This window comes from Amycolatopsis sp. NPDC023774 (assembly GCF_040639695.1).
GTDB lineage: Bacteria > Actinomycetota > Actinomycetes > Mycobacteriales > Pseudonocardiaceae > Amycolatopsis.
Genome location: NZ_JBFAAJ010000042.1, coordinates 15,463 through 33,090, shown reverse-complemented (window position 1 = coordinate 33,090; position 17,628 = coordinate 15,463). Strand labels below are relative to the sequence as shown.

The 17,628-nt window shown below is 71.2% G+C and carries 16 protein-coding genes and 2 pseudogenes; 6 read left to right on the top strand and 12 right to left on the bottom strand.

Going from position 1 to position 17,628, the window contains the following annotated elements:
- Positions 1-164: 164 nt before the first annotated feature.
- Both AB0F91_RS42420 and AB0F91_RS42415 read right to left on the bottom strand, forming a co-directional pair.
- Entirely contained in the window at positions 165-755 is a 591-nt protein-coding gene (locus AB0F91_RS42420) for a glycosyltransferase (RefSeq protein ID WP_360607386.1), read from the bottom strand.
- A gap of 4 nt (positions 756-759) precedes the next feature.
- Complete coding sequence (locus AB0F91_RS42415; protein ID WP_360607384.1) at positions 760-1,545, bottom strand: hypothetical protein; 786 nt, start codon at positions 1,543-1,545, stop codon at positions 760-762.
- A gap of 280 nt (positions 1,546-1,825) precedes the next feature.
- On the opposite strand from AB0F91_RS42415, the gene AB0F91_RS42410 reads away from it, so the two are divergent.
- The 3 genes and pseudogenes from AB0F91_RS42410 to AB0F91_RS42400 form a co-directional block, all read left to right on the top strand.
- Positions 1,826-3,454 carry an alkaline phosphatase family protein gene (locus AB0F91_RS42410; protein ID WP_360607382.1) on the top strand — a complete coding sequence of 543 codons (1,629 nt, stop codon included), beginning with the start codon at positions 1,826-1,828 and terminating at the stop codon, positions 3,452-3,454.
- A gap of 104 nt (positions 3,455-3,558) precedes the next feature.
- Positions 3,559-4,617: a hypothetical protein gene (locus AB0F91_RS42405; RefSeq protein WP_360607380.1), complete on the top strand. Its 1,059-nt coding sequence runs from the start codon at positions 3,559-3,561 to the stop codon at positions 4,615-4,617.
- Positions 4,614-5,060 (top strand): annotated as a pseudogene (locus AB0F91_RS42400) (polysaccharide deacetylase family protein); the annotation flags it as partial. The gene AB0F91_RS42405 and the pseudogene AB0F91_RS42400, both read left to right, overlap by 4 nt.
- A gap of 159 nt (positions 5,061-5,219) precedes the next feature.
- Here the strand turns inward: AB0F91_RS42400 and AB0F91_RS42395 are convergent.
- From AB0F91_RS42395 to AB0F91_RS42385, 3 genes are read right to left on the bottom strand one after another with little or no spacing between them, the layout of a single operon-like run.
- A complete protein-coding gene (locus AB0F91_RS42395) occupies positions 5,220-6,227 on the bottom strand; it encodes a M56 family metallopeptidase (protein WP_360607378.1) in 1,008 nt (335 codons plus the stop codon).
- A gap of 4 nt (positions 6,228-6,231) precedes the next feature.
- Complete coding sequence (locus AB0F91_RS42390) at positions 6,232-6,591, bottom strand: BlaI/MecI/CopY family transcriptional regulator (protein WP_360607376.1); 360 nt, start codon at positions 6,589-6,591, stop codon at positions 6,232-6,234.
- 27 nt (positions 6,592-6,618) lie between these two features.
- Entirely contained in the window at positions 6,619-7,683 is a 1,065-nt protein-coding gene (locus AB0F91_RS42385; RefSeq protein WP_360607374.1) for a hypothetical protein, read from the bottom strand.
- A gap of 314 nt (positions 7,684-7,997) precedes the next feature.
- Here AB0F91_RS42385 and AB0F91_RS42380 point away from each other — a divergent pair, with 314 nt between their 5' ends.
- The 3 genes from AB0F91_RS42380 (at position 7,998) to AB0F91_RS42370 (ending at position 10,471) form a co-directional block, all read left to right on the top strand.
- Entirely contained in the window at positions 7,998-8,690 is a 693-nt protein-coding gene (locus AB0F91_RS42380; protein ID WP_360607372.1) for a response regulator transcription factor, read from the top strand.
- A gap of 4 nt (positions 8,691-8,694) precedes the next feature.
- Complete coding sequence (locus AB0F91_RS42375) at positions 8,695-9,975, top strand: HAMP domain-containing sensor histidine kinase (protein ID WP_360607370.1); 1,281 nt, start codon at positions 8,695-8,697, stop codon at positions 9,973-9,975.
- A gap of 67 nt (positions 9,976-10,042) precedes the next feature.
- A complete protein-coding gene (locus tag AB0F91_RS42370; protein ID WP_360607368.1) occupies positions 10,043-10,471 on the top strand; it encodes a DUF1707 domain-containing protein in 429 nt (142 codons plus the stop codon).
- 288 nt (positions 10,472-10,759) lie between these two features.
- Here AB0F91_RS42370 and AB0F91_RS42365 read toward each other — a convergent pair whose 3' ends face one another.
- From AB0F91_RS42365 to AB0F91_RS42335, 7 genes and pseudogenes are all read right to left on the bottom strand, one after another.
- Complete coding sequence (locus AB0F91_RS42365) at positions 10,760-11,317, bottom strand: Clp protease N-terminal domain-containing protein (protein WP_360607366.1); 558 nt, start codon at positions 11,315-11,317, stop codon at positions 10,760-10,762.
- Positions 11,318-11,333: 16 nt separating this feature from the next.
- A pseudogene (locus AB0F91_RS42360) lies at positions 11,334-11,537 on the bottom strand (helix-turn-helix domain-containing protein); the annotation flags it as partial.
- A 98-nt stretch (positions 11,538-11,635) separates the two neighbouring features.
- Entirely contained in the window at positions 11,636-12,496 is an 861-nt protein-coding gene (locus tag AB0F91_RS42355) for an isocitrate lyase/PEP mutase family protein (RefSeq protein ID WP_360607364.1), read from the bottom strand.
- A gap of 136 nt (positions 12,497-12,632) precedes the next feature.
- Positions 12,633-13,853, bottom strand: coding sequence for an alpha/beta hydrolase (locus tag AB0F91_RS42350; protein WP_360607362.1), 1,221 nt, complete (start codon positions 13,851-13,853; stop codon positions 12,633-12,635).
- 48 nt (positions 13,854-13,901) lie between these two features.
- Complete coding sequence (gene efeO / locus AB0F91_RS42345; RefSeq protein ID WP_360607360.1) at positions 13,902-15,053, bottom strand: iron uptake system protein EfeO; 1,152 nt, start codon at positions 15,051-15,053, stop codon at positions 13,902-13,904.
- Between the two features lie 2 nt (positions 15,054-15,055).
- Positions 15,056-15,916, bottom strand: coding sequence for an iron uptake transporter permease EfeU (efeU, locus tag AB0F91_RS42340; protein ID WP_360607358.1), 861 nt, complete (start codon positions 15,914-15,916; stop codon positions 15,056-15,058).
- Positions 15,895-17,274: a hypothetical protein gene (locus AB0F91_RS42335; RefSeq protein WP_360607356.1), complete on the bottom strand. Its 1,380-nt coding sequence runs from the start codon at positions 17,272-17,274 to the stop codon at positions 15,895-15,897. The genes efeU and AB0F91_RS42335 overlap by 22 nt, the downstream gene beginning before the upstream one ends.
- Between the last annotated feature and the right edge of the window lie 354 nt (positions 17,275-17,628).

Here is a 17,628-nt window from a genome sequence, read left to right as displayed (position 1 = left end):
AGGTTAGGCCGGTGCGGCTCAGGAGCCGGTTCGAGCAGGGTTAACCGAACGCTGTCTCGTTACTCCACAGTGGATGACGTCAGCGGCGGGCAAGATTTCGTTGGCGCACGGCTTGCCTCGATGTCGGCGGCCGATCCGGAAGCGGGGGCGGGCGAACCGCTCCTTCACCCCGCCCGGTGTGCGCGGCGAACGGCGCCGGTCCGGCAGCGGCCGGCCGAGCTGAGTGTCTCGGTGTAGAGTGCCAGCAGGTGTTCCGTGGCGGTGTCCCACCCGGATCCGGCGGCGTGGCGGCGCGCCTCGGCGCGGTGGTCGCCGCTGAGCAGGGCGCGGGCGTGGGCGGGCAGGTCGGCGGTCCGGTCGATGGGGAAGAACTCGGCGGCTGTGGTGCCGGCGAGCGTCGAGCGCGCCGCCGGGCTTTCGACGGCGAGGACGGGCAGGCCGCTGGCGAGCGCTTCCAGCAGCACAAGCCCGAGCGTGTCCGTTGTGGACGGGAAGACGAACAGGTCGGCCGTGCGGTAGGCCTCGGCGAGGGCGTCGCCGTGGAGCATGCCGGTGAAGACCGTGCGGAACTTCGCGCCGGCCGCCCGGACCGTGCGCACCCGCGCGCCGGCCAGCGCGCTCGGGCCGCCGGCTTCCGGGGCGATCACCAGGACGTCGTGGCCGCGCGCGTGCAGTTCGCGCACGGTGGCGACGAGCCGGGTCACGATCCCGTCGGTCGAGGGCAGCCAGGTCTCGGTGACGAACGCGATGCGCATGGCCTTACCGGGCCCGTCGGCCGGACGCCTGCGTCACGCCCAGGAAGGCGACCAATGCCGCGATCACCAGCAGCAGGGTGACACTCACGGGACCGGTGCCCAGCCCGACGCCGCCACGGTCGGGCCCGACGCCCAGCCAGTCGGCGAACGAGGCCCCCAGCGGCCGGGTCACGACGTACGCGGCCCAGAACGTCGCGACGGAGCCGAGCCCGGCGAGGCGCCGGGCCAGCGGCGGCACCGCGATGACGACCGCGAACACCACCCCGGAACCGAGGTAACCCAGGTGCAGGGTCGTGGCGGTGAGGTCGCCGAGCGCGGTGCCGAGCGCGAAGGTCGTGCCGACGGTGAGCCAGTAGAACACCTCGCGCCGCGGCGTGGTGATGTCGTGAATGGACAGGGTCCGCTCGAGCCGGTGCCACAGCAGGAAAACCGCGGCGAGCACGATCGCGAACACCGTCGTCGAGACCGCGTACGGCACACCGAAGCCGACGTGGGCGGCGTCGGCGGCCATCGTGCCGAACACGCTCACCAGCACCACGGTCGTCCAGTACAGCCACGGGCGGTAGGCGCGGGAGACGAATTGCGCGACGAGGGAACCGGCGAGCACGAATCCCGCCACGGCCACCGCGATCACGGGATCCACGTTGTGCGCGAAGAAATCGCTCGTCGTCTCGCCGACGCCCGTCGTGAGCACCTTGATCACCCAGAACAGCGCGGTGACCTCCGGGACCTTGCTCGCGGTGCGGCGGCCGGTGCGCGGACCGCCGCCGCTCAGTTCCGCTGTCGTCATGGGGAAATCCTCCCATGTGCTGACGTGCTCGGGGACGTCGGAATGATTGTTCCGCCGGTGTTCCCGATGCTCATTTTGCCGGTTTTCCGCTTGCGGAAAAATTGCCGCGGGTAAACCTTCGGCTAACCTTCGAAGCGGTACCTTGTCGCCGATTTTCCTGCTGTGGCGGGAAAGCCAGTTCACGCGTTGTTCTTTCGCGTGTTCCCCGGAGTCCTCTTCGAGGGCCTGGAATACCCCGGGCGCCGCAGTCGGCGGATGCCGGACAACAGGAGGAAGATCCGTGTCGAGAACCCGCACACCCTTGTTCGCCCTTCTCGCCGCCGCGGGATTGTTCGCGACCGTCGCCCCGGCCGCCACCGCGCAGCCCGAGCAGCAGCACGTGCTGCTCGTCTCGGTCGACGGCATGCACCAGTCGGACCTCGCCTGGTACACCGCGGCCCATCCGCACTCGGCGCTCGCGAGCCTGGTGGCGCACGGCACGCAGTACACGCACGCGAACACGCCCGTGCCCTCGGACTCGTTCCCCGGCCTCGTCGCCCAGGTCACCGGCGGCAACCCGGCGACGACCGGCGTGTACTACGACGCCACCTACAACCACGCGCTGCTGCCCGCGGGCACCACGAACTGCGCCGGCGTGAAGCCGGGCACCGGAGTGGACTACACCGAGGATCTGGACCTCGACAAGAACTCCGTCGACGCCGGGCAGGGCCTCGCCGGGCTGCCCGGCAGCGTGCTGAAGATGACCGGGAACCCGCGCACGCTCATCGACCCGGCGAAGCTGCCGGTCGACCCCCGCACGTGCAAACCCGTTTACCCGCACCAGTACCTTCAGGTGAACACGGTCTTCGAGGTGGCTCGCCAGGCCGGGTTGCGCACCGCGTGGTCGGACAAGCACCCCGCCTACGAGCTGCTGAACGGCCCATCCGGCACCGGCGTGCAGGACCTGTTCACGCCGGAGATCAACAGCCAGGTGCCCGGAGGACCGGCCGGCGGGGACTGGACCACGGACAACGCCGCGACCCAGCAGTACGACTCGTACAAGGCCCGCGCGGTGCTCAACGAGATCGACGGCTACGACCACAGCGGCACCACGAAGGTCGACACACCGGCGGTGTTCGGGCTGAACTTCCAGTCGGTGTCGACCGCGCAGAAGCTGCCCGTCTCCGGCGGTCAGGCCGGCGGGTACACCGCCGGCGGCGCACCCGGCCCGGTCGTGCGCTCGGCGCTGGACTTCGTGGACCGGCAGCTCGGTGCGTTCACCGCGGAGCTCCAGCGCCGCCGCCTCGACCAGAGCACCACCATCGTGCTGTCCGCCAAGCACGGCCAGTCGCCGATCGACCCGAACGCGCTGACCCGCATCGACGACGGCGCGCTGCTCGACGGTCTCAACGCGGCCTGGCGCGAGGCCCACCCGGGCGCGGCCGACCTCGTGGCCCAGTCGACCGACGACGACGCGCTGCTGCTGTGGCTCACCGACCGCTCGGCCGCGGCCACGACGTTCGCGAAGAACTACCTCCTCGCGCAGTCGGGCACCGGCAACGGGGTCACCGGCGCGCCGAAGCCGTTCGTCCACTCCGGACTGACGACCGTCCACGCGGGAGCGGACGCCGCGCGTTACTTCGGCGTGCGCCCCGGCGACGACCGCGTGCCCGACCTCGTCGGCCTCACCGTGCCCGGAGTCGTGTTCACCGGCGGGCAGTCGAAGATCGCCGAACACGGCGGGGCCGCCGCCGACGACCGGTCCGTCCCCCTGGTCGTCAGCGGCACCGGCCGCGGGCGGAGCGTCGGAGGCGCGGTGGAGACCACGCAGATCGCGCCGACGATCCTGCGGCTGCTGCACCTCGACCCGCGCTCGCTCGCCGCGGTGCGCGTTGAAGGCACCCGCGTGCTGCCGGAACTCGACCGGTAGCGGGGCCGGCGCCCGCACCGCTCGTGCGGGCGCCGGAGACCGGACGAAACAGGCGCGGGCGCACCCGGAGGCCTCGACTGACTACATGAATGTAGATTTACTACATGCCTGTAGAAATTTACGAAGGCGATCGAGTGGTGATCGTGTCCGCGCGGGTCGGCGCCGGGCACGACGGTGCGGCGCGGGAGCTCGCCCGATGGCTGGCCGAGCGCGGGGTGTGCGCCGACCGCGTCGACTTCCTCGACCTGCTGCCGGGCCGGCTCGGGCAGACGCTGTGCGGCGCCTACCACCGGCAGCTGCAGGTCGCCCCGCGCAGCTGGGACTGGCTGCTGGGAGCACTCGGCTCACCGGCGCTCGCGGCGCTCGCTCAGCGGCTCGCGGCGCTCGCGTCCGCCGGGCTGTCCGAGGTGGTGGGCGACGACGCCCGGCTGGTCGTGTCGACCTACCCCCTCGCGACCCACGCGGCGGCGCACCTGCGGGCGCGCGGGCGGCTCGCGCCGGGGCTGGTGGCGTACCTGACGGATCCGTCGGTGCATCGCCTGTGCGTCAGCGCGCAGGCCGATCTGACCGTGGCACCCAACGAGACCGCGGCACAGCAGGCGCGAGCCTGGGGCGCGGCGCGGGTGCTGGTCGCGCCGCCACTGGTCGCGCCCGCGTTCCGGCCCGTGGCCGGAGCGGCCGAACGGACGCGGCTGAGGTTCGCGCACGGGCTGCCCGCGGATCGCGCGCTGGCCTTGGTCGTCTCGGGGTCCTGGGGCGTCGGCGAGGTCGAACGGACGGTGGCCGACCTGCGCGCCGACGGTTCGGCCGAGCCCGTGGTCGTCTGCGGCCGCAACGACGCGTTGCGCGAACGCCTGCGCAACGCGGGCCTCCGGCACGTGTTCGGCTGGGTGGACCCGATGGCGGACCTGATGCGCGCGTGCGACCTCGTGGTCCAGAACGCGGGCGGGCTCACGACGTCCGAAGCCCTCGCGACGGGGCTGCCGGTGCTGACGTATCGCTGCCTGCCCGGTCACGGCCGCGCCAACGCCGCCGTGCTGGATCAGGAGGGCACCGTGCCGTGGGTCCGGACGCCCGACGCGCTCGGCCCGGCATTGCGTGCCGCGCTCGCTCGTGAAGCCGGGCCGGCCGTGCCGGCCCTGCCGATCGAGGTGGCCGGGTGATCCGCGTCGCGGCGGCGGGCGCGCTCGTGGCGCACGCCGCCCCGGCCGCGTTGTTCCTGCCGCCCCTGCGTCCCGACGCGTTCGCCGGGGTGGGCGACCCCGGCCACGTGGCGCTCACCTTCGACGACGGCCCGCACCGGCGCTCGACCCCGCATTTCCTGGCCCTGCTGGCGAAAACCGGGACGCGGGCGACGTTTTTCGTGCTCGGGTGGGAGCTCGCCCGGTGCCCAGAGCTCGGGCGCGAGATCGTCGCCGCCGGGCACGAGCTCGCGGTGCACGGCTGGGACCACCGCTGTTTCCTGCGCCGTTCCCCGTCGGCTCTGCACGACGACCTCGCGCGGACGGTCGAGCTGATCACCGACGTCGCCGGCGTCGGGCCACGGTGGCTGCGCGCGCCCTACGGGGTGTTCTCCGCCGGTTCGCTGGTCGCGGCGCGGAAGCTGGGTTTGCGGCCCGTGCTGTGGACGGCCTGGGGGTTCGACTGGGCCGCCCGCGCGACTCCGGCGTCGGTGGTCACGACAGTCCACAAGGGACTTCGCCCCGGTGGCACGATCCTGTTACACGACTCGGACGTCGCCGCGTCCACTGTCGGTTCGTGGCGCTCAGCGCTCGGCGCACTCCCGGCGATCCTGGCTGGCTGCGCGGAACGCGGTCTTGTGGTGGGACCGCTGCGCGAGCACGGAGTGGGACGCGCACGAGGCCTGCTGGGCGGCTTCGATGTCGGTGTGCAACGCGATCGCGGCCTGCGCCCCGGCGCCGACGGACCAGCCGCAGCAGCCGAGTACCACGGCGACCGCGATCCCGGTCAGCACGCCGCGGCGGCGCGGAGGTGACGCGGGGGTGTCGAGCAGCGCGCGCACCCGCTGCGGCACCGGCCCGCCCCCGGCGGCGAGCGCGTACGAGCCGCGGCCGCGGTCGGCCAGCGCGGCCTTGGCCACCGCCGTCGCGACCACGCGCCGGTCACCGACCCCGGACGCGGCGGTTTCGTCGGCCCAGCGCTCCATCGCGAACCTCGTGGCCGTCGTCAGGGGGCGCACGAGTGGGTTGAGCGCCGTGGCGAGAACGCCGACCGCGGCGTAGGCCGGGTGGCGCAGCCGCAGGTGCGCTCGCTCGTGCTGCAGGAGTGCGGCCCGTTCGCCGGGTTCGAGCGCGGCGAGCATCCCGGCGGACACGGCGATGCGGCCGCCCCGGCCGGCGATGGCGAAGGCCACGGGCTCCGCGCCCGGCAGGACCACCACCCCGCCTTCGCGGGAATGCTCGTCCAGCTCGGCGTGCACCCGCCGGTACCACCGCCAGTGGCGGTGGATCGCGCGCACGGCCGCGAAGGCCGCGGCGATCAGCAGCGCGCAGCAGGCGATGGCCACCGGCGTCGGCACGGTGGCGGTGAACGTCGCGGGGGAGAAGTCGCCGAGTTCGGCGACCACCGGCACCAGCGACAGACCGGCGAGCGCACCCACGGCCAACGCGCCGGCGCTGCCCACGGCGAACACCAGCGCGAGAAACGTCAGCAGCTGTGTCGCACGACGAGGGGACAAGCGCGGCGCGAGCCAGCGCCCCACCGGCCACGACGCCACCGGCAGGACGAGCGGAACGAGCAGGCCGGTGCCCACGGTCTCAGTCGCCTCTGCGGTCGTGCTGGAGCAGCTGCAACAGCGCCTGCTCGTCGTCGGCCGACAGGTTCGACACGAACCGGGCCAGCACGCCCTCACGGTTGGCCTCCCCGTCGAGCACCGCGCGCATCCGCCGCGCCGCCAGGCCCGGGGCGTCTTCCGCCGGGCTGTAGACGAACATCCGGCCGCGCTTCTCCCGCGTGACAACGTCCTTCTCGTAGAGCCGGGACAGGATCGTCACCACGGTGGTGTAGGCGAGCGTGTCGTCGCCGAGCCGTTGCCGCACGTCCGCCGCGGAGGCCGCCCCGTGCCGCCAGAGCACGGCCAGCACCTCGGCCTCGAGCTCACCAGGTCCCCTGCGCATGACGCGAATCTACACCGGTGTCGTAGTTCACGGTGCCGTCGGCGGACGGGACCGGAGCGATGTGGCGAAGAAGTCACGCTGGTCGGCCTGCAGGTAGCGGGTGAGGTTGGCGGGCATGGTGGGCAGGAGCTTGTCCGGCCCGACGCCCGGCGCGTCGGGCCGGTAGCTGTTGAACATGACCATCGGCGAGTGGATGTCGAGCTCCATGCCCTGTCGGATGCCGGCTTGGACCATGGCGTCGGCGAGGGTGTGGAGGGTGAGCCCGGTGCCGCCGACGTAGACGAGGTTGCCGGCGCGGTCGGTGCCGAGACCCGAGCGCCAGGTGAACTGGAACTGGTTCGACGCGCTGCCCCAGTGGCCCGCCGGGTTGAGGTCGAGGCCGGGGACTGGGGCGCCGTGGTCGATCACGAGGTCGAGGTTCTGGCGCACGGCGGTGATGTGCGGGTTCATCGTGGCGTCGCGGCCCCACTGGGCCACGGAGACGCGCCCGGTGTCGTCGATCACGACGGACGCCATGCCGTTGTGCAGGGGTGCGACGGTGGTTCCGTCGAGGTAGTAGCCGCCGTTGCAGTCCTTCAGCTTGAAACCGGAGTTGAACGCGGCCACGAGAGAGCTGCGCATTTCGTCGGGAATCGCGGCCGGGCCGGGACCGCCAGGGTCTTTCGTGCCGGAGAACAATTGCGTGCGCACCAGCGACTGGTTCAGCCACGCTACTCCGGCCACGACACTCGCGTGCGCGGGATCGGGCTGGATGAACGTCGTGTATTCGGCGACCTGGCCGCCGCCGCTGTGCGCGCCCGGAAGCCATTCGCCCGCACCGGCCGCCGCGGACGGGCCGACGGCCAGGTTCCGCGGGCGCGGCCCGGGCCCGTTGACGGCCAGCCCTCCCAGCGCTGGCAGATCCCTGGCCGGCGGCGGCGCGCTCGACGGCGGGTGCCGGGTGAACCACCAGTTCTCGACGGCGTTCACCACACCGCCGAGACCGATGTCCCGCAGCCAATCCACGGTCCGGACGGGCACGCTCGCGTCGCCGGGATAGGTCAGCGCGTAGCCGTAGCTGGCGGCCGGGTAGGCCAGGACAGCCGCGATCACCAGCAGCACGATCCGGCGCCGGCGGCGCTTCGACCTCGGCGGCGCGGGTGGCTGCCGGGTCGCCGATTGCGGTGGAAGACGGTGCGGCGGAACCGGATGCGGAAAGAGCTGATCGGCGGACATGTCCGCAAGCTATTCCGGGCCCGGTGCACGCCCGGAAAGCCGCAGGTTAGGGAGAGGAAAAAACGCATTCACCGCTCAACGCGAACCGATTTCACCGGGGCTGGAGGTAAGAATACATTCGGCTCAGGTTAGCGGGAGGCAAAATGATCGTGGTGCGCACCGGAACCCGGGAATGTGGATATTCTCGGGGCGTGGCCCGAGTTCTCCTCGTCGAAGACGACCGCACCATCGGTGAGGTCCTGCGCACGAGCCTGACCCAGCACGGGCACGAGGTCGCGTGGCACACGCAGGGCCGCACCGCCCTGCACGATGCCGCGAAGCAGCCGTGCGACCTGGTGCTGCTCGACCTCGGCCTGCCCGATCTCGACGGCACCGAGGTGTGCCGCGAACTGCGCGGCGCGTTGCCCGCGTGCGTGATCGTGATGCTGACCGCGCGCGCCGACGAGATGGACGTGGTGGTGGGCCTCGAAGCGGGGGCGGACGACTACCTCGTCAAGCCGGTGCCGCTCGGTGAGCTGCATGCACGCCTGCGGGCGCACCTGCGGCGCCATTTGAGCGACCGGAGCCTGGGTGAGATCACCCTCGGCCGGCTGAAGATCGATCCGGCGGCGCGACGGGTCACTGTGGACGGTGCCGAGCTGGCCTTGCGCGCCAAGGAGTTCGAGCTCCTGCTGCGGCTGGCGCAGGAGCCGGGCAACGCCGTGAGCCGAGAGACGCTGATGGCCGACGTCTGGGACGCGCACTGGTTCGGCTCGACCAAAACGCTCGACGTCCACATCGCCACGCTGCGGCGCAAGCTGGCCGACACCGGCACGCCGGGTCCGATGCCCGAGATCGCCACCCTGCGCCGGCACGGTTACCGGCTCGAGGAACCGGAAGGGTGAGCGCGTGCGCCGCCGCATCGTCCTAACCACGGTGCTCGCCGCGTTGGTCGCGATCGGGTTGTTCGGGGTCCCGCTCGCCGTCGCCGTGGCGCGGTACTTCGTCACGGCAGAGCGCGCCGAGCTGGAACGCGCCGCCGACTCCTACGCGCTCGACGTCTCGGGTGACATTCTGCGCCACCGCACCCCGGACCGGACGCCGAGTACCGAAGATCCCACCTCGGTCGCGGTCTACAGCCCGCAGGGCGCGTTGCTCGCCGGCTCCGGCCCGGCCACGCTCGCCCAGGCCGGGGAAGCGGCGCGCGCGGACGGCGTCGTCACCGCGGACACCCCCGACGACCTCGTGGTGATCGTGCCCATCGACGACGATGGCAGGGTCGTCGCGCTCGTCCGCGCCGCCACCGCGCGGACCGAGGTCTACTGGCACACCGGCCTGACCTGGCTCGGCATGGCGGGCCTGGCCGTCGTCGCGCTGCTGTCGGCCTACCTGGTGGCCCGCCGCCAGGCTCGCCGGCTGGCCCGTCCGCTCGAGAAGCTGTCGGCGACCGCGCGGAATCTGGGCGACGGCGACTTCAGCATCCGCGCGGACCGGGCCGGGATCCCCGAGATCGACTCCGTCGGGGAGTCCCTCGACTCCACCGCCGTCCGGCTCGACGACCTGCTCGCCCGGGAACGCGCCTTTTCCGCCGATGCCTCCCATCAGCTGCGCACGCCGCTCGCCGGACTTCGCCTGCAGCTGGAGGCCGCGCTGGAGAATCCGAAAGCCGACCTGCGTGACGTGGTCAAGGCGGGCGTCGCGGCCACCGGCCGGCTCGATCGGACCGTCACCGACCTGCTCGCCCTGGCCCGCGACACCCCACCGGTCCGCTACGCCACCGCTGCGGCCGACGAACTCGCCGCCATCGAACTGGAATGGGCGCCGGCACTGGCCGGCCACGGGCGCGGGCTCGTGCTGCGGGTGGAACCCGTCGTCGCGGGCGCGCAACTGTCCGGCCCGGTGGTGCGGCAGATCATGACCGTCCTGCTGGACAACGCACTGCGCCACGGCGCCGGCACGGTCACGGTCACCGCCCGCGACGCCGGCGACGTGCTCGCCGTCGACGTCGCCGACGAAGGCGAGGGGATCGCCCCGGGCACCGACGTGTTCCACCGCCGCTCTCCGGGTGCCCGGGGAACGGGGATCGGCCTCGCGCTCGCGCGCCGCCTGGCCGAAGCCGAAGGCGGACGGCTGCGTGTGACCCGCCCGCGGCCCGCCGTCTTCACGCTGCTGCTGCCGCTCGAGCCCTGACCCTGGCTACTACGTTCGTGTAGAATTTCGGCGAGAGTTCCGGACACCACCTCGGCCGGGAGGGACCATGACCGCAGACGAGCCCCGCGTAGAGCACGCGCCCGAGGGCATCCGCTGTTCCGACACCGAGCGCGAAACCGCCGCCACGGCGCTGCACGCGGCCGTCGGCGAAGGCCGGCTGTCGCTGGCCGAAGTGGAGGAACGGACCGCGACGATCTACTCCGCGCGCTTCCGGCACGAGCTCGACGCGGTCCTCGCCGACCTTCCGCGATCTGCCGCGCCCGCGCCGGCCTCCGGATGGCGGCCCGTGCTCACGCTGGCCGCCCAGCAGCTGGCTACTGACTTCACGACACTCACCGGCCGTGGTCCCGCCGCCGGCGCCCGCCGTCGGGCGTTCCTCATCGCGGCCACCGCCCTCGTGTTCGTGGCGATGCTGTTGCTCGCCGTCCACGGCATCGCCGACGACGGCCCGCACCACGGCTTCGGCCACGACTGACCGGAACGAGGTCAGCCGGCCGCCTGCTCGTTGTCCTTTTGGACGCTCGGGCGAGCAGGAGCGCGACGACCGCGACGGACACCAAGGGAGCGGCTCCGGCGACCGCGATGGCCAGGAGCACCGGTAACCCGGCGTGCGGGGCCGGACCACCGGGAGGCGCCGGAGGCGGAGTGAACCGCAGGCGTGAATCCATGTGGTGCCAGCGGGTCACTTCCAGATGGACGATGCGCCAGCTGCCAGCCCAGGCGGCGACGCCTGCCGCGAGCAGCCACCACAGGCCCCGGCGGCTCACGGCGTACGTTCCAGAAGCGCTGCCCGCAGGGTCGGTGCGGAGATGCCGAGGGCGGCCAGGATCGGTGGCACCAGGCCGCCACTCGTGCCGACCACCACGGCGCCGAGGTGGTTCGCGCCCGCGGGGGACACGCCGCGGCGCCCGGCCTCGCTGACCGCCGCCTGCAGGCAGGACCGGGCCCGGCCGGTGATCGGCAGGTGCCCGGGCAGTTGCGGACGCTGGCGCCTCCGCGGCAGAGGCGCCGGGACGGGGCCAAAATGGGCCGCGACTGCTTCGCGGACCGCATCCAGGTCGATGCCGATCGCGGCGAGCGCGTCGGCGTCCACATTGTCAAACGCCCGGCGCGGCCTGGTCAGGAGCCGCGCGGTTTGGGCGGCGACGCCGTCGGGGGTCAGGCCGTACTCGCGCGCCACCTCGCCCACTTGGGTCGGTGCGTCCGCGACCGCGAACAACAGATGCTCGGAACCGATCCCGGGATGCCCGAGCGCGCGGGCGCGTTCCTGCGCCGTCCGCACCAAAGCGCGCGCGTCTTCGCCGAACTGCCGGTTCCTCATTCGGCCCCCGGGTTCTGCGGCCGTGCTTGCGGTGCACCGTCTGCTTGCTCACGCCCAGCCGGGCCGCGATGTCCTGCCACGACCACCCCGACAACCGCGCCCGATCCACCTGCAGCGTCTCCAGTTCCTCCGTCAGCGCCCGCAACGCCGCCACCGCCCGCAACCCGACGTCAGGGTCGGAACTGGCCGCACTCTCGGCGATCTCCGCTCGTGCCTTCATCTCGTCAACATAAGCTGACGGTGTTCCAATGTCAACATAAGCTGACGATTGACCATCAAGCGGGGCCGGCCGAACGGATCCGGCCAGCCCCCCGGGGGTCAGGCGCCGATTCGGCCCGAAGTCGCGTGGTGGCGGCTGATGTTGCGTTCCAGCAACTCGAGCGACTGGGCCACCCCGACGCCATCGGCGCCGAGCACGGGGAGCCGCCCGTCGTCGTGGCGCAAGCGGATGAGCGCGTTGTCCATGGCCTCCTGCGCGGCGAACAGGCAGGGCGTGCTGTAGATCGCCACGTCGACCCCGAGCGCCGACAGCTCGGGCAGGGACAGGCGCGGTGACTTCCCACCCGCGATCTGGTTAAACAGCAACGGTTTGTCGCCGATCACCGTCCGGATCTGCGTGATGGCCTCGGCGGAGCGGACGCCGTCGATGAGGACCACGTCGGCGTCGGTCTGGGCCAGCGCTTCGGCGCGGCGGAGGATTTCGTCGTGCTCGGTGGCGTCCGTGCGGGCGACGACGACGAGATCCCGGCGGGCGGACAACACCAGGTCGAGCTTCTCCAGGTATTCCTCGAGGGGCAGGACCTGTTTGCCGTCGACGTGGCCGCAGCGTCGGGGCCGCTTCTGGTCTTCGAGGATGACGCCGGACGCGCCGAGCTGCTCCAGCTGCTGCACGACGTGGCCCGCGACCTCGGGGTCGACGTACCCGTCGTCGATGTCGACGAGCAGGTGGTGCCGCGGCAGCGCCAGGCGCAGCCGCTGCACGAAGGCGACCATGTCGGGCCACGCGATGAACCCGATGTCGGGCAGCCCGTAGTGGGACGCGGCGAAGCCGAATCCGGAGATGAACAGCCCGTCGTAGTGCTGAGCCGCGACCGAGGCGGAAAACATGTCGAAGACGCCGATGAGCGGGGTGATCGAGTCCGAGCGGATGGCCGAACGGAGGCTTTCGCCGTGACGCACCTTGATCTCCTTGTTGCGGGTGTCGGTGATCTCGGTGCCGATGGTGGCGGTGGCGGGGTTAACGGCTCCCTATCGTGCGGAAGGCTTGCGGCAAGACGGTTTCCTCGATCGGGTGGTGTTCGGTCCGGCCCTTCGGTCAGGCGGGGTGCCGTTGCGTTTTCACCTGAGGCAATTCGGTGTTGCCTGTCTGGAGAAGCGGTTCCGCGCGTGCGTGGACGGTGTGGTCGAGGAACGCGGTCACGTAGGCACCCGTGATCGTCAGGACTTCGGTGCCGTCCAGGTCGCCGAGGGCGAGCTGGGCTCGCAGGGGTGCGGCGAGGTAGTAGGCGTCGTACTCGCTGAAGTCGAAGTGGCGGGCGCCGTCGATCTGGTAGCACCACGCCGGCCCGCCTGTCGCCAGCAGTTCGTGGACGGCCGGGTCGGCGGGCGCCGACGGGCAGGTCGCGGCGAGGCACAAGTCGCCGGAGGCGAGAAGCAGGTGTGGTTTGGCGAGTCCGGTGTGGACGACGGCGCCGTAGGGCGTGCCGTCGAGATCGACGGCGCCGGCGCAGCGCGTGTCGGTGCGGCAGGCTTCGAGCGAGGCGGCGCCGTCGAAGGAGTGGCCGACGTAGGACACGAGGTCGTGCTCCACATGTCCGGCGAAGAGACGGGTGCTGTCGAGCGCGATCGTCTTGTCGGCCGCGAACCGGGCGTCGGTGGCCCACACGGCGACGAGCCGGTCGCCGTCGGCCTGGGCCGCGCCGGCGTGCAGGTCCGGGCCGTTGAACGAGGACGGGTTTCCGGCAGCGGTGGCGTGGACGAGCCGGCCGTGCAGCACGGTCAGATTGGCGCTGTAGGTGGGCGTGACGCCGGCGACGAGGTAACCGTGGCTCGCCAGATCTTCGGCCAGCGTGGTGTACTGCGGCGCTGCGAATCCGAGGCCGGGCTCGAGAATCACGACGGGGAACTGGCCGGGCGCCACCGGCGCGTCGGCGAGCGCGTGGTCGTGTACGTCGGCGAAGTCCGTTTCGGCGAGGCCGACCGGGCCGGGCAGGTGCAGCTGGGCCCAGGCTCCCGGCGTGTAGTCCGCGGGGCGGGCGCGGCCGGCGGGCGCCGCGGGATACCAGAGCGAGACGGCGAGCTCACGACGTCCGGCCGGGGCGGGGGCGAGCGGGTCGGTGCGGGTCGCGTCCGTCCACTCGAAACCGGTCCGGCCGACGGGGTACGAGCCGGTCGGTGCCGGCAGCGTCACCGGCCGGCCGGCGTGGACCACGACGTATCCGGCGTACCCTCCGGCGCCCAGTACCACGACGGCGATCAGGACGAGGGCCGTTCTGAGGATCCGGTGTCCGCGCCGGCCGCTTTCCTCGTTTCGCACCACGCGATCGTGGCAGCGGCTTCCTGAGAGCTCACTCAGTGAGCGTGGCTAGTGGGCGACGACCTCCGCGACCTTGCTCAGCGGCTCGGACAAGGCGTCCACCGCGGCCGCGAACTTCTTGATCTGGCTTTGGGTCAGGTCGGTGTAGAGCTTGAACGTGTCCCCGGTGCGCTGGGCGTCCAGCAGGGTCTGCACGGCCGCGAACCGGGCGTCGAGTGTGGACACCAGCGCGGGGTTGCGCTGCGCCAGGACCGGGCGCAGTGCCTGGATGGCGCCCTTGGAACCGTCCACATTGGCTTGGAAGTCGGACAGGTCGGTGTGGGAGAAGGCTTCTTCCTCGCCGGTGATCTTGCCTCTCGCGACTTCGTCGAGCAGGCTTTCGGCCCCGTTGGCCAGATCCAACGCGCTCAGCTGCAATGCGGACGCCTTCTGACCGAGGGTGGTGACGTCGGCGACGAGCCGGTCGGCGATCGCGGCGGAGTCCGGCTGCAGGCCGGTGACCCACAGGTCCTTCTCCAGGCGGTGGAAGCCCGTGAACTTCTGCCCCGGCTGAACGTCGGCCTCGCGCACGTCGATGGCCGGGTCGAGATCGCCGAACTTGGCCGCGACCGGTTCGATCCGCTCGTAGTAGATGCGGGTCCGGGCGTACTGCGACTTCGCGGCGGCGACGTCCTTCGCCTTGATCGCCGTGGCGAACTTGCGGGTTTCGTCGGCGAACGCGCCGGTTTGCGAGGAGACGTAGCGGGCGTAGCCGCGCGCGGCCTCGGCGAGCTGGGCGTTGGCGTCGGTGCCCTTGGCCGCTCCGCCGGTGACGGTGAACGGGCTCCGGATGCCGGCGCCGGCCATCTCGGGCTTGCAGGCCGTCTGGTACGTGCCGCCGTCGGCGACCTCCACGATCAGGCGCCGGGTCAGGCCGGGCGCAATGTTCTCCACTTCGCCCATGATCCGGTCGCCGTCGCCGTCGCCGTAGAGGTAGAACTCGGTGACCTTGGTTCCGTGGTTGGCGATCTGGAACGTCAGGTTCCCCGCCGGCGCGGTCGTCGCCGACACCTGGCACGCGGAGTCCGAGGCGGTGACCGTGATCGGCCCGGCGGGCATGCCGTTCGCCGCGGAGGGCGGTGCGCCGCCGCACGCCGAGACGAGCGCGGCCAGGGTCGCGCCCGCGCTCACCGCCAGACCGGTTCGGGCGGTCTTGGCCATCGTCACTCCTTCAGGTCGGGGGCCGCGGCCGGCTGCGCGGTTGTCGTGGTGGCGGACTTGTCGCGCGCGGGGCGCAGGAACAACGGCAGGACGATCGCGACGTAGGCCACCCACGCGATCGCCTGCAGAACCGTGGTCTGCTGGGAGTAGTTGAAGATGCCCTTGAGCAACGCGCCGTACCACGAGGTCTCCGGCACCACGGCCGAGGCGTCGAACGCCAGCGTGGTCAGCCCGGGAAGGAAAGCCCCCTCCTGCAGGTCGTGCAGCCCGTATCCCAGGACCCCGGCGGCCACGAACACCAGCAGGACCCCGGTGACCTTGAAGAACTTGCCCAGGTCGAACCGCAGCGCGCCGCGATAGAGCAGCCAGGCCAGCGCCACCGCGATCACGATCCCGGCCGTGAAACCCAGCAGCGGCAAGGCGGTGTCGCCGCGCGCGGTCTGCACCGACGCGTAGAAGAAGACCGAAGTCTCCAGGCCCTCGCGCCCGACCGACAGGAACGAGACGAGCACGATCGCCGCCGGTCCCAGCTTCAGCGCGTTCTCCATCTTCCCGCGCAGCTCGGCCGAGATGTGCCGGGCGGCCGTGCGCATCCAGAAGATCATCACCGTGACGAACGCCACCGCCACGACCGACAGCACGCCACCGACCAGTTCCTGGTGCTCGAACGTCAGGTTCGCCGTGGTGTAGGTGAGAACCGCGCCCACGGCGACCGACAGCAGCACCGCCGCGGCGACGCCGGGCCACACCCAGCGCAGCGCCGCACGCCGGTCGGTCTTGACCAGGAACGCCACCAGGATGCTCACGACGAGTGCCGCCTCGAGCCCCTCGCGCATCCCGATCAAGAGGCTGGAGAACAACACTTCGTGGCTCCCTGGGGGTCACTCGACGATCGGACCCCGCCAGTCTTTAGGTAAGCCTCACCTGAAATCCAGACCGCAGCCGCCGATTTGTCCAGTTTTTTAATCTTGACAAATCGGGCACTCTTAGCGGCGACCGGTGGGTGTTCAGCCGAGGACGTGAGCAGAGCGGTGAGTGCCGGCTTTTCGGTGGCGGGGTTCGGGCTCGTCGCGCGCAACTGGCGAAGGACGGTGTCGATTCTGCCGTCGATCGCCGTCCACGCGGCCTCGTCCTTGGGCTTCAGACGTGCTTCGGCGTTGTCCCAGCCTGTTTCCAGGTCGTCGACGCGGCTGGTCGCGCCGGACTGGTCGCCGGCGTCGAGGTTGTTCAGGGTGTCCTGGGTGATGGTGCGAAACGGCGACAGGTCACCGAGCGGCGACACCGGGCTGCCGTCGGAACCAGGCTGGGCGGTGGCGGGGGCGGAAGAATCGTTCTGGAGTGCGGACTTCCGCAGGGCGTACCCCGTTCCCGCGGCGATGAGCACGATGACGACCACGACAGCCGTCTGCCACAGCCTGCCCTGTGCGGCGAGCGCCTCGGCCTGGGCCTGACTCGACGTCACCTCGGTTTTGGTGAGGGAGAGGTAGGTGACGACCACGAGGATCCCAACGACGAAGATCAGGCTCGTCATGGTCGTGTCGAGGCCGAGCCCGCCCTGGCTCGGTGACTGCGCGAGGTAGTCGCCGATCGACGCGCCCAGCGGCCGCGTGAGGACGTAGATGAACCAGAACGCCAATACCGGGTGCAGACCGACTCGCCACCCGATCGCGAGAAGGGCGATCAGCGCCGCCACGATCGCGCCCGTCGTCAGGTAACCCAGGCCGAGCACCTCGGCCATGAGGTCGCCGGTCGCCGTGCCGAGCGCGAAGGTGAAGAGGATCGTGAGCCAGTAGAACGCCTCGCGTCGCCTGGTGACGATGGAATGGATGGACAGCGTCTTCTCCGTCGCGTACCAGGCGACGAAGGTGGCGGCGAGCAGAACGCTGAACACGAGGGTGCTCGTCTCGAGCGGCACGCCGAGGCTGTCGGTGAGGTTGTCGGTCACCAGCGTGCCGAAGACGCTGACGAATGCAACGGCCAGCCAGTACCCGGCCGGGACGTAGCGTCGCGCCGTGAACTGCAGGACCAGCGCGATGATCAGCACGACGCCGGTGACGAGGGAAACCCCGGTCAGGCCGAAGTTCAGGTTCACGTTCAGGAAGTCGGCCGCGGATTCACCGACCGTCGTGCAGAGGACCTTGACGATCCAGAAGTAGACGGTGACCTCCGGAACCTTGTTGAGGAACCGACTGTCTTGGACACGTTCGCGTTGCGAAGTCATTTGCTTTTCTCTGGTCCGTTCGCTGCGTAGCCAAGGGATCACGACCGGGATTCCATGCCAGGGAATGGATTTCGGTCACGGAGCGGAGCGTCGCGTCACGACCTGGCAGACGGTAGGAGAGATCAGATTAGGCGTCGGCAGGGTGCAGGTTAGTGCTTGGAAAAAATCACGAATCTGTCGCCGGCAGGTGCATCCATTGTGGAGCCGCGATATTTGTTGGTGAGCCGTGCGTGGTCGCGGGGGGCGTGGCGGATCGCGGTGACCGACCGCACGACGACACGCATAGGGAACCTCCGAGAACTGTCCCCGGACCGGGTCGCCGAGGGCTGTGACCATCGCACCTAGCCAGTCACC

Bases quoted from the DNA above. Each gene is read 5' to 3' on its own strand.
- AB0F91_RS42420 (WP_360607386.1), bottom strand. From the start codon at position 755: ATGCGCATCGCGTTCGTCACCGAGACCTGGCTGCCCTCGACCGACGGG.
- AB0F91_RS42415 (WP_360607384.1), bottom strand. From the start codon at position 1,545: ATGACGACAGCGGAACTGAGCGGCGGCGGTCCGCGCACCGGCCGCCGC.
- AB0F91_RS42405 (WP_360607380.1), top strand. From the start codon at position 3,559: ATGCCTGTAGAAATTTACGAAGGCGATCGAGTGGTGATCGTGTCCGCG.
- AB0F91_RS42390 (WP_360607376.1), bottom strand. From the start codon at position 6,591: ATGCGCAGGGGACCTGGTGAGCTCGAGGCCGAGGTGCTGGCCGTGCTC.
- AB0F91_RS42370 (WP_360607368.1), top strand. From the start codon at position 10,043: ATGACCGCAGACGAGCCCCGCGTAGAGCACGCGCCCGAGGGCATCCGC.
- AB0F91_RS42365 (WP_360607366.1), bottom strand. From the start codon at position 11,317: ATGAGGAACCGGCAGTTCGGCGAAGACGCGCGCGCTTTGGTGCGGACG.
- efeO (WP_360607360.1), bottom strand. From the start codon at position 15,053: ATGGCCAAGACCGCCCGAACCGGTCTGGCGGTGAGCGCGGGCGCGACC.
- AB0F91_RS42335 (WP_360607356.1), bottom strand. From the start codon at position 17,274: ATGACTTCGCAACGCGAACGTGTCCAAGACAGTCGGTTCCTCAACAAG.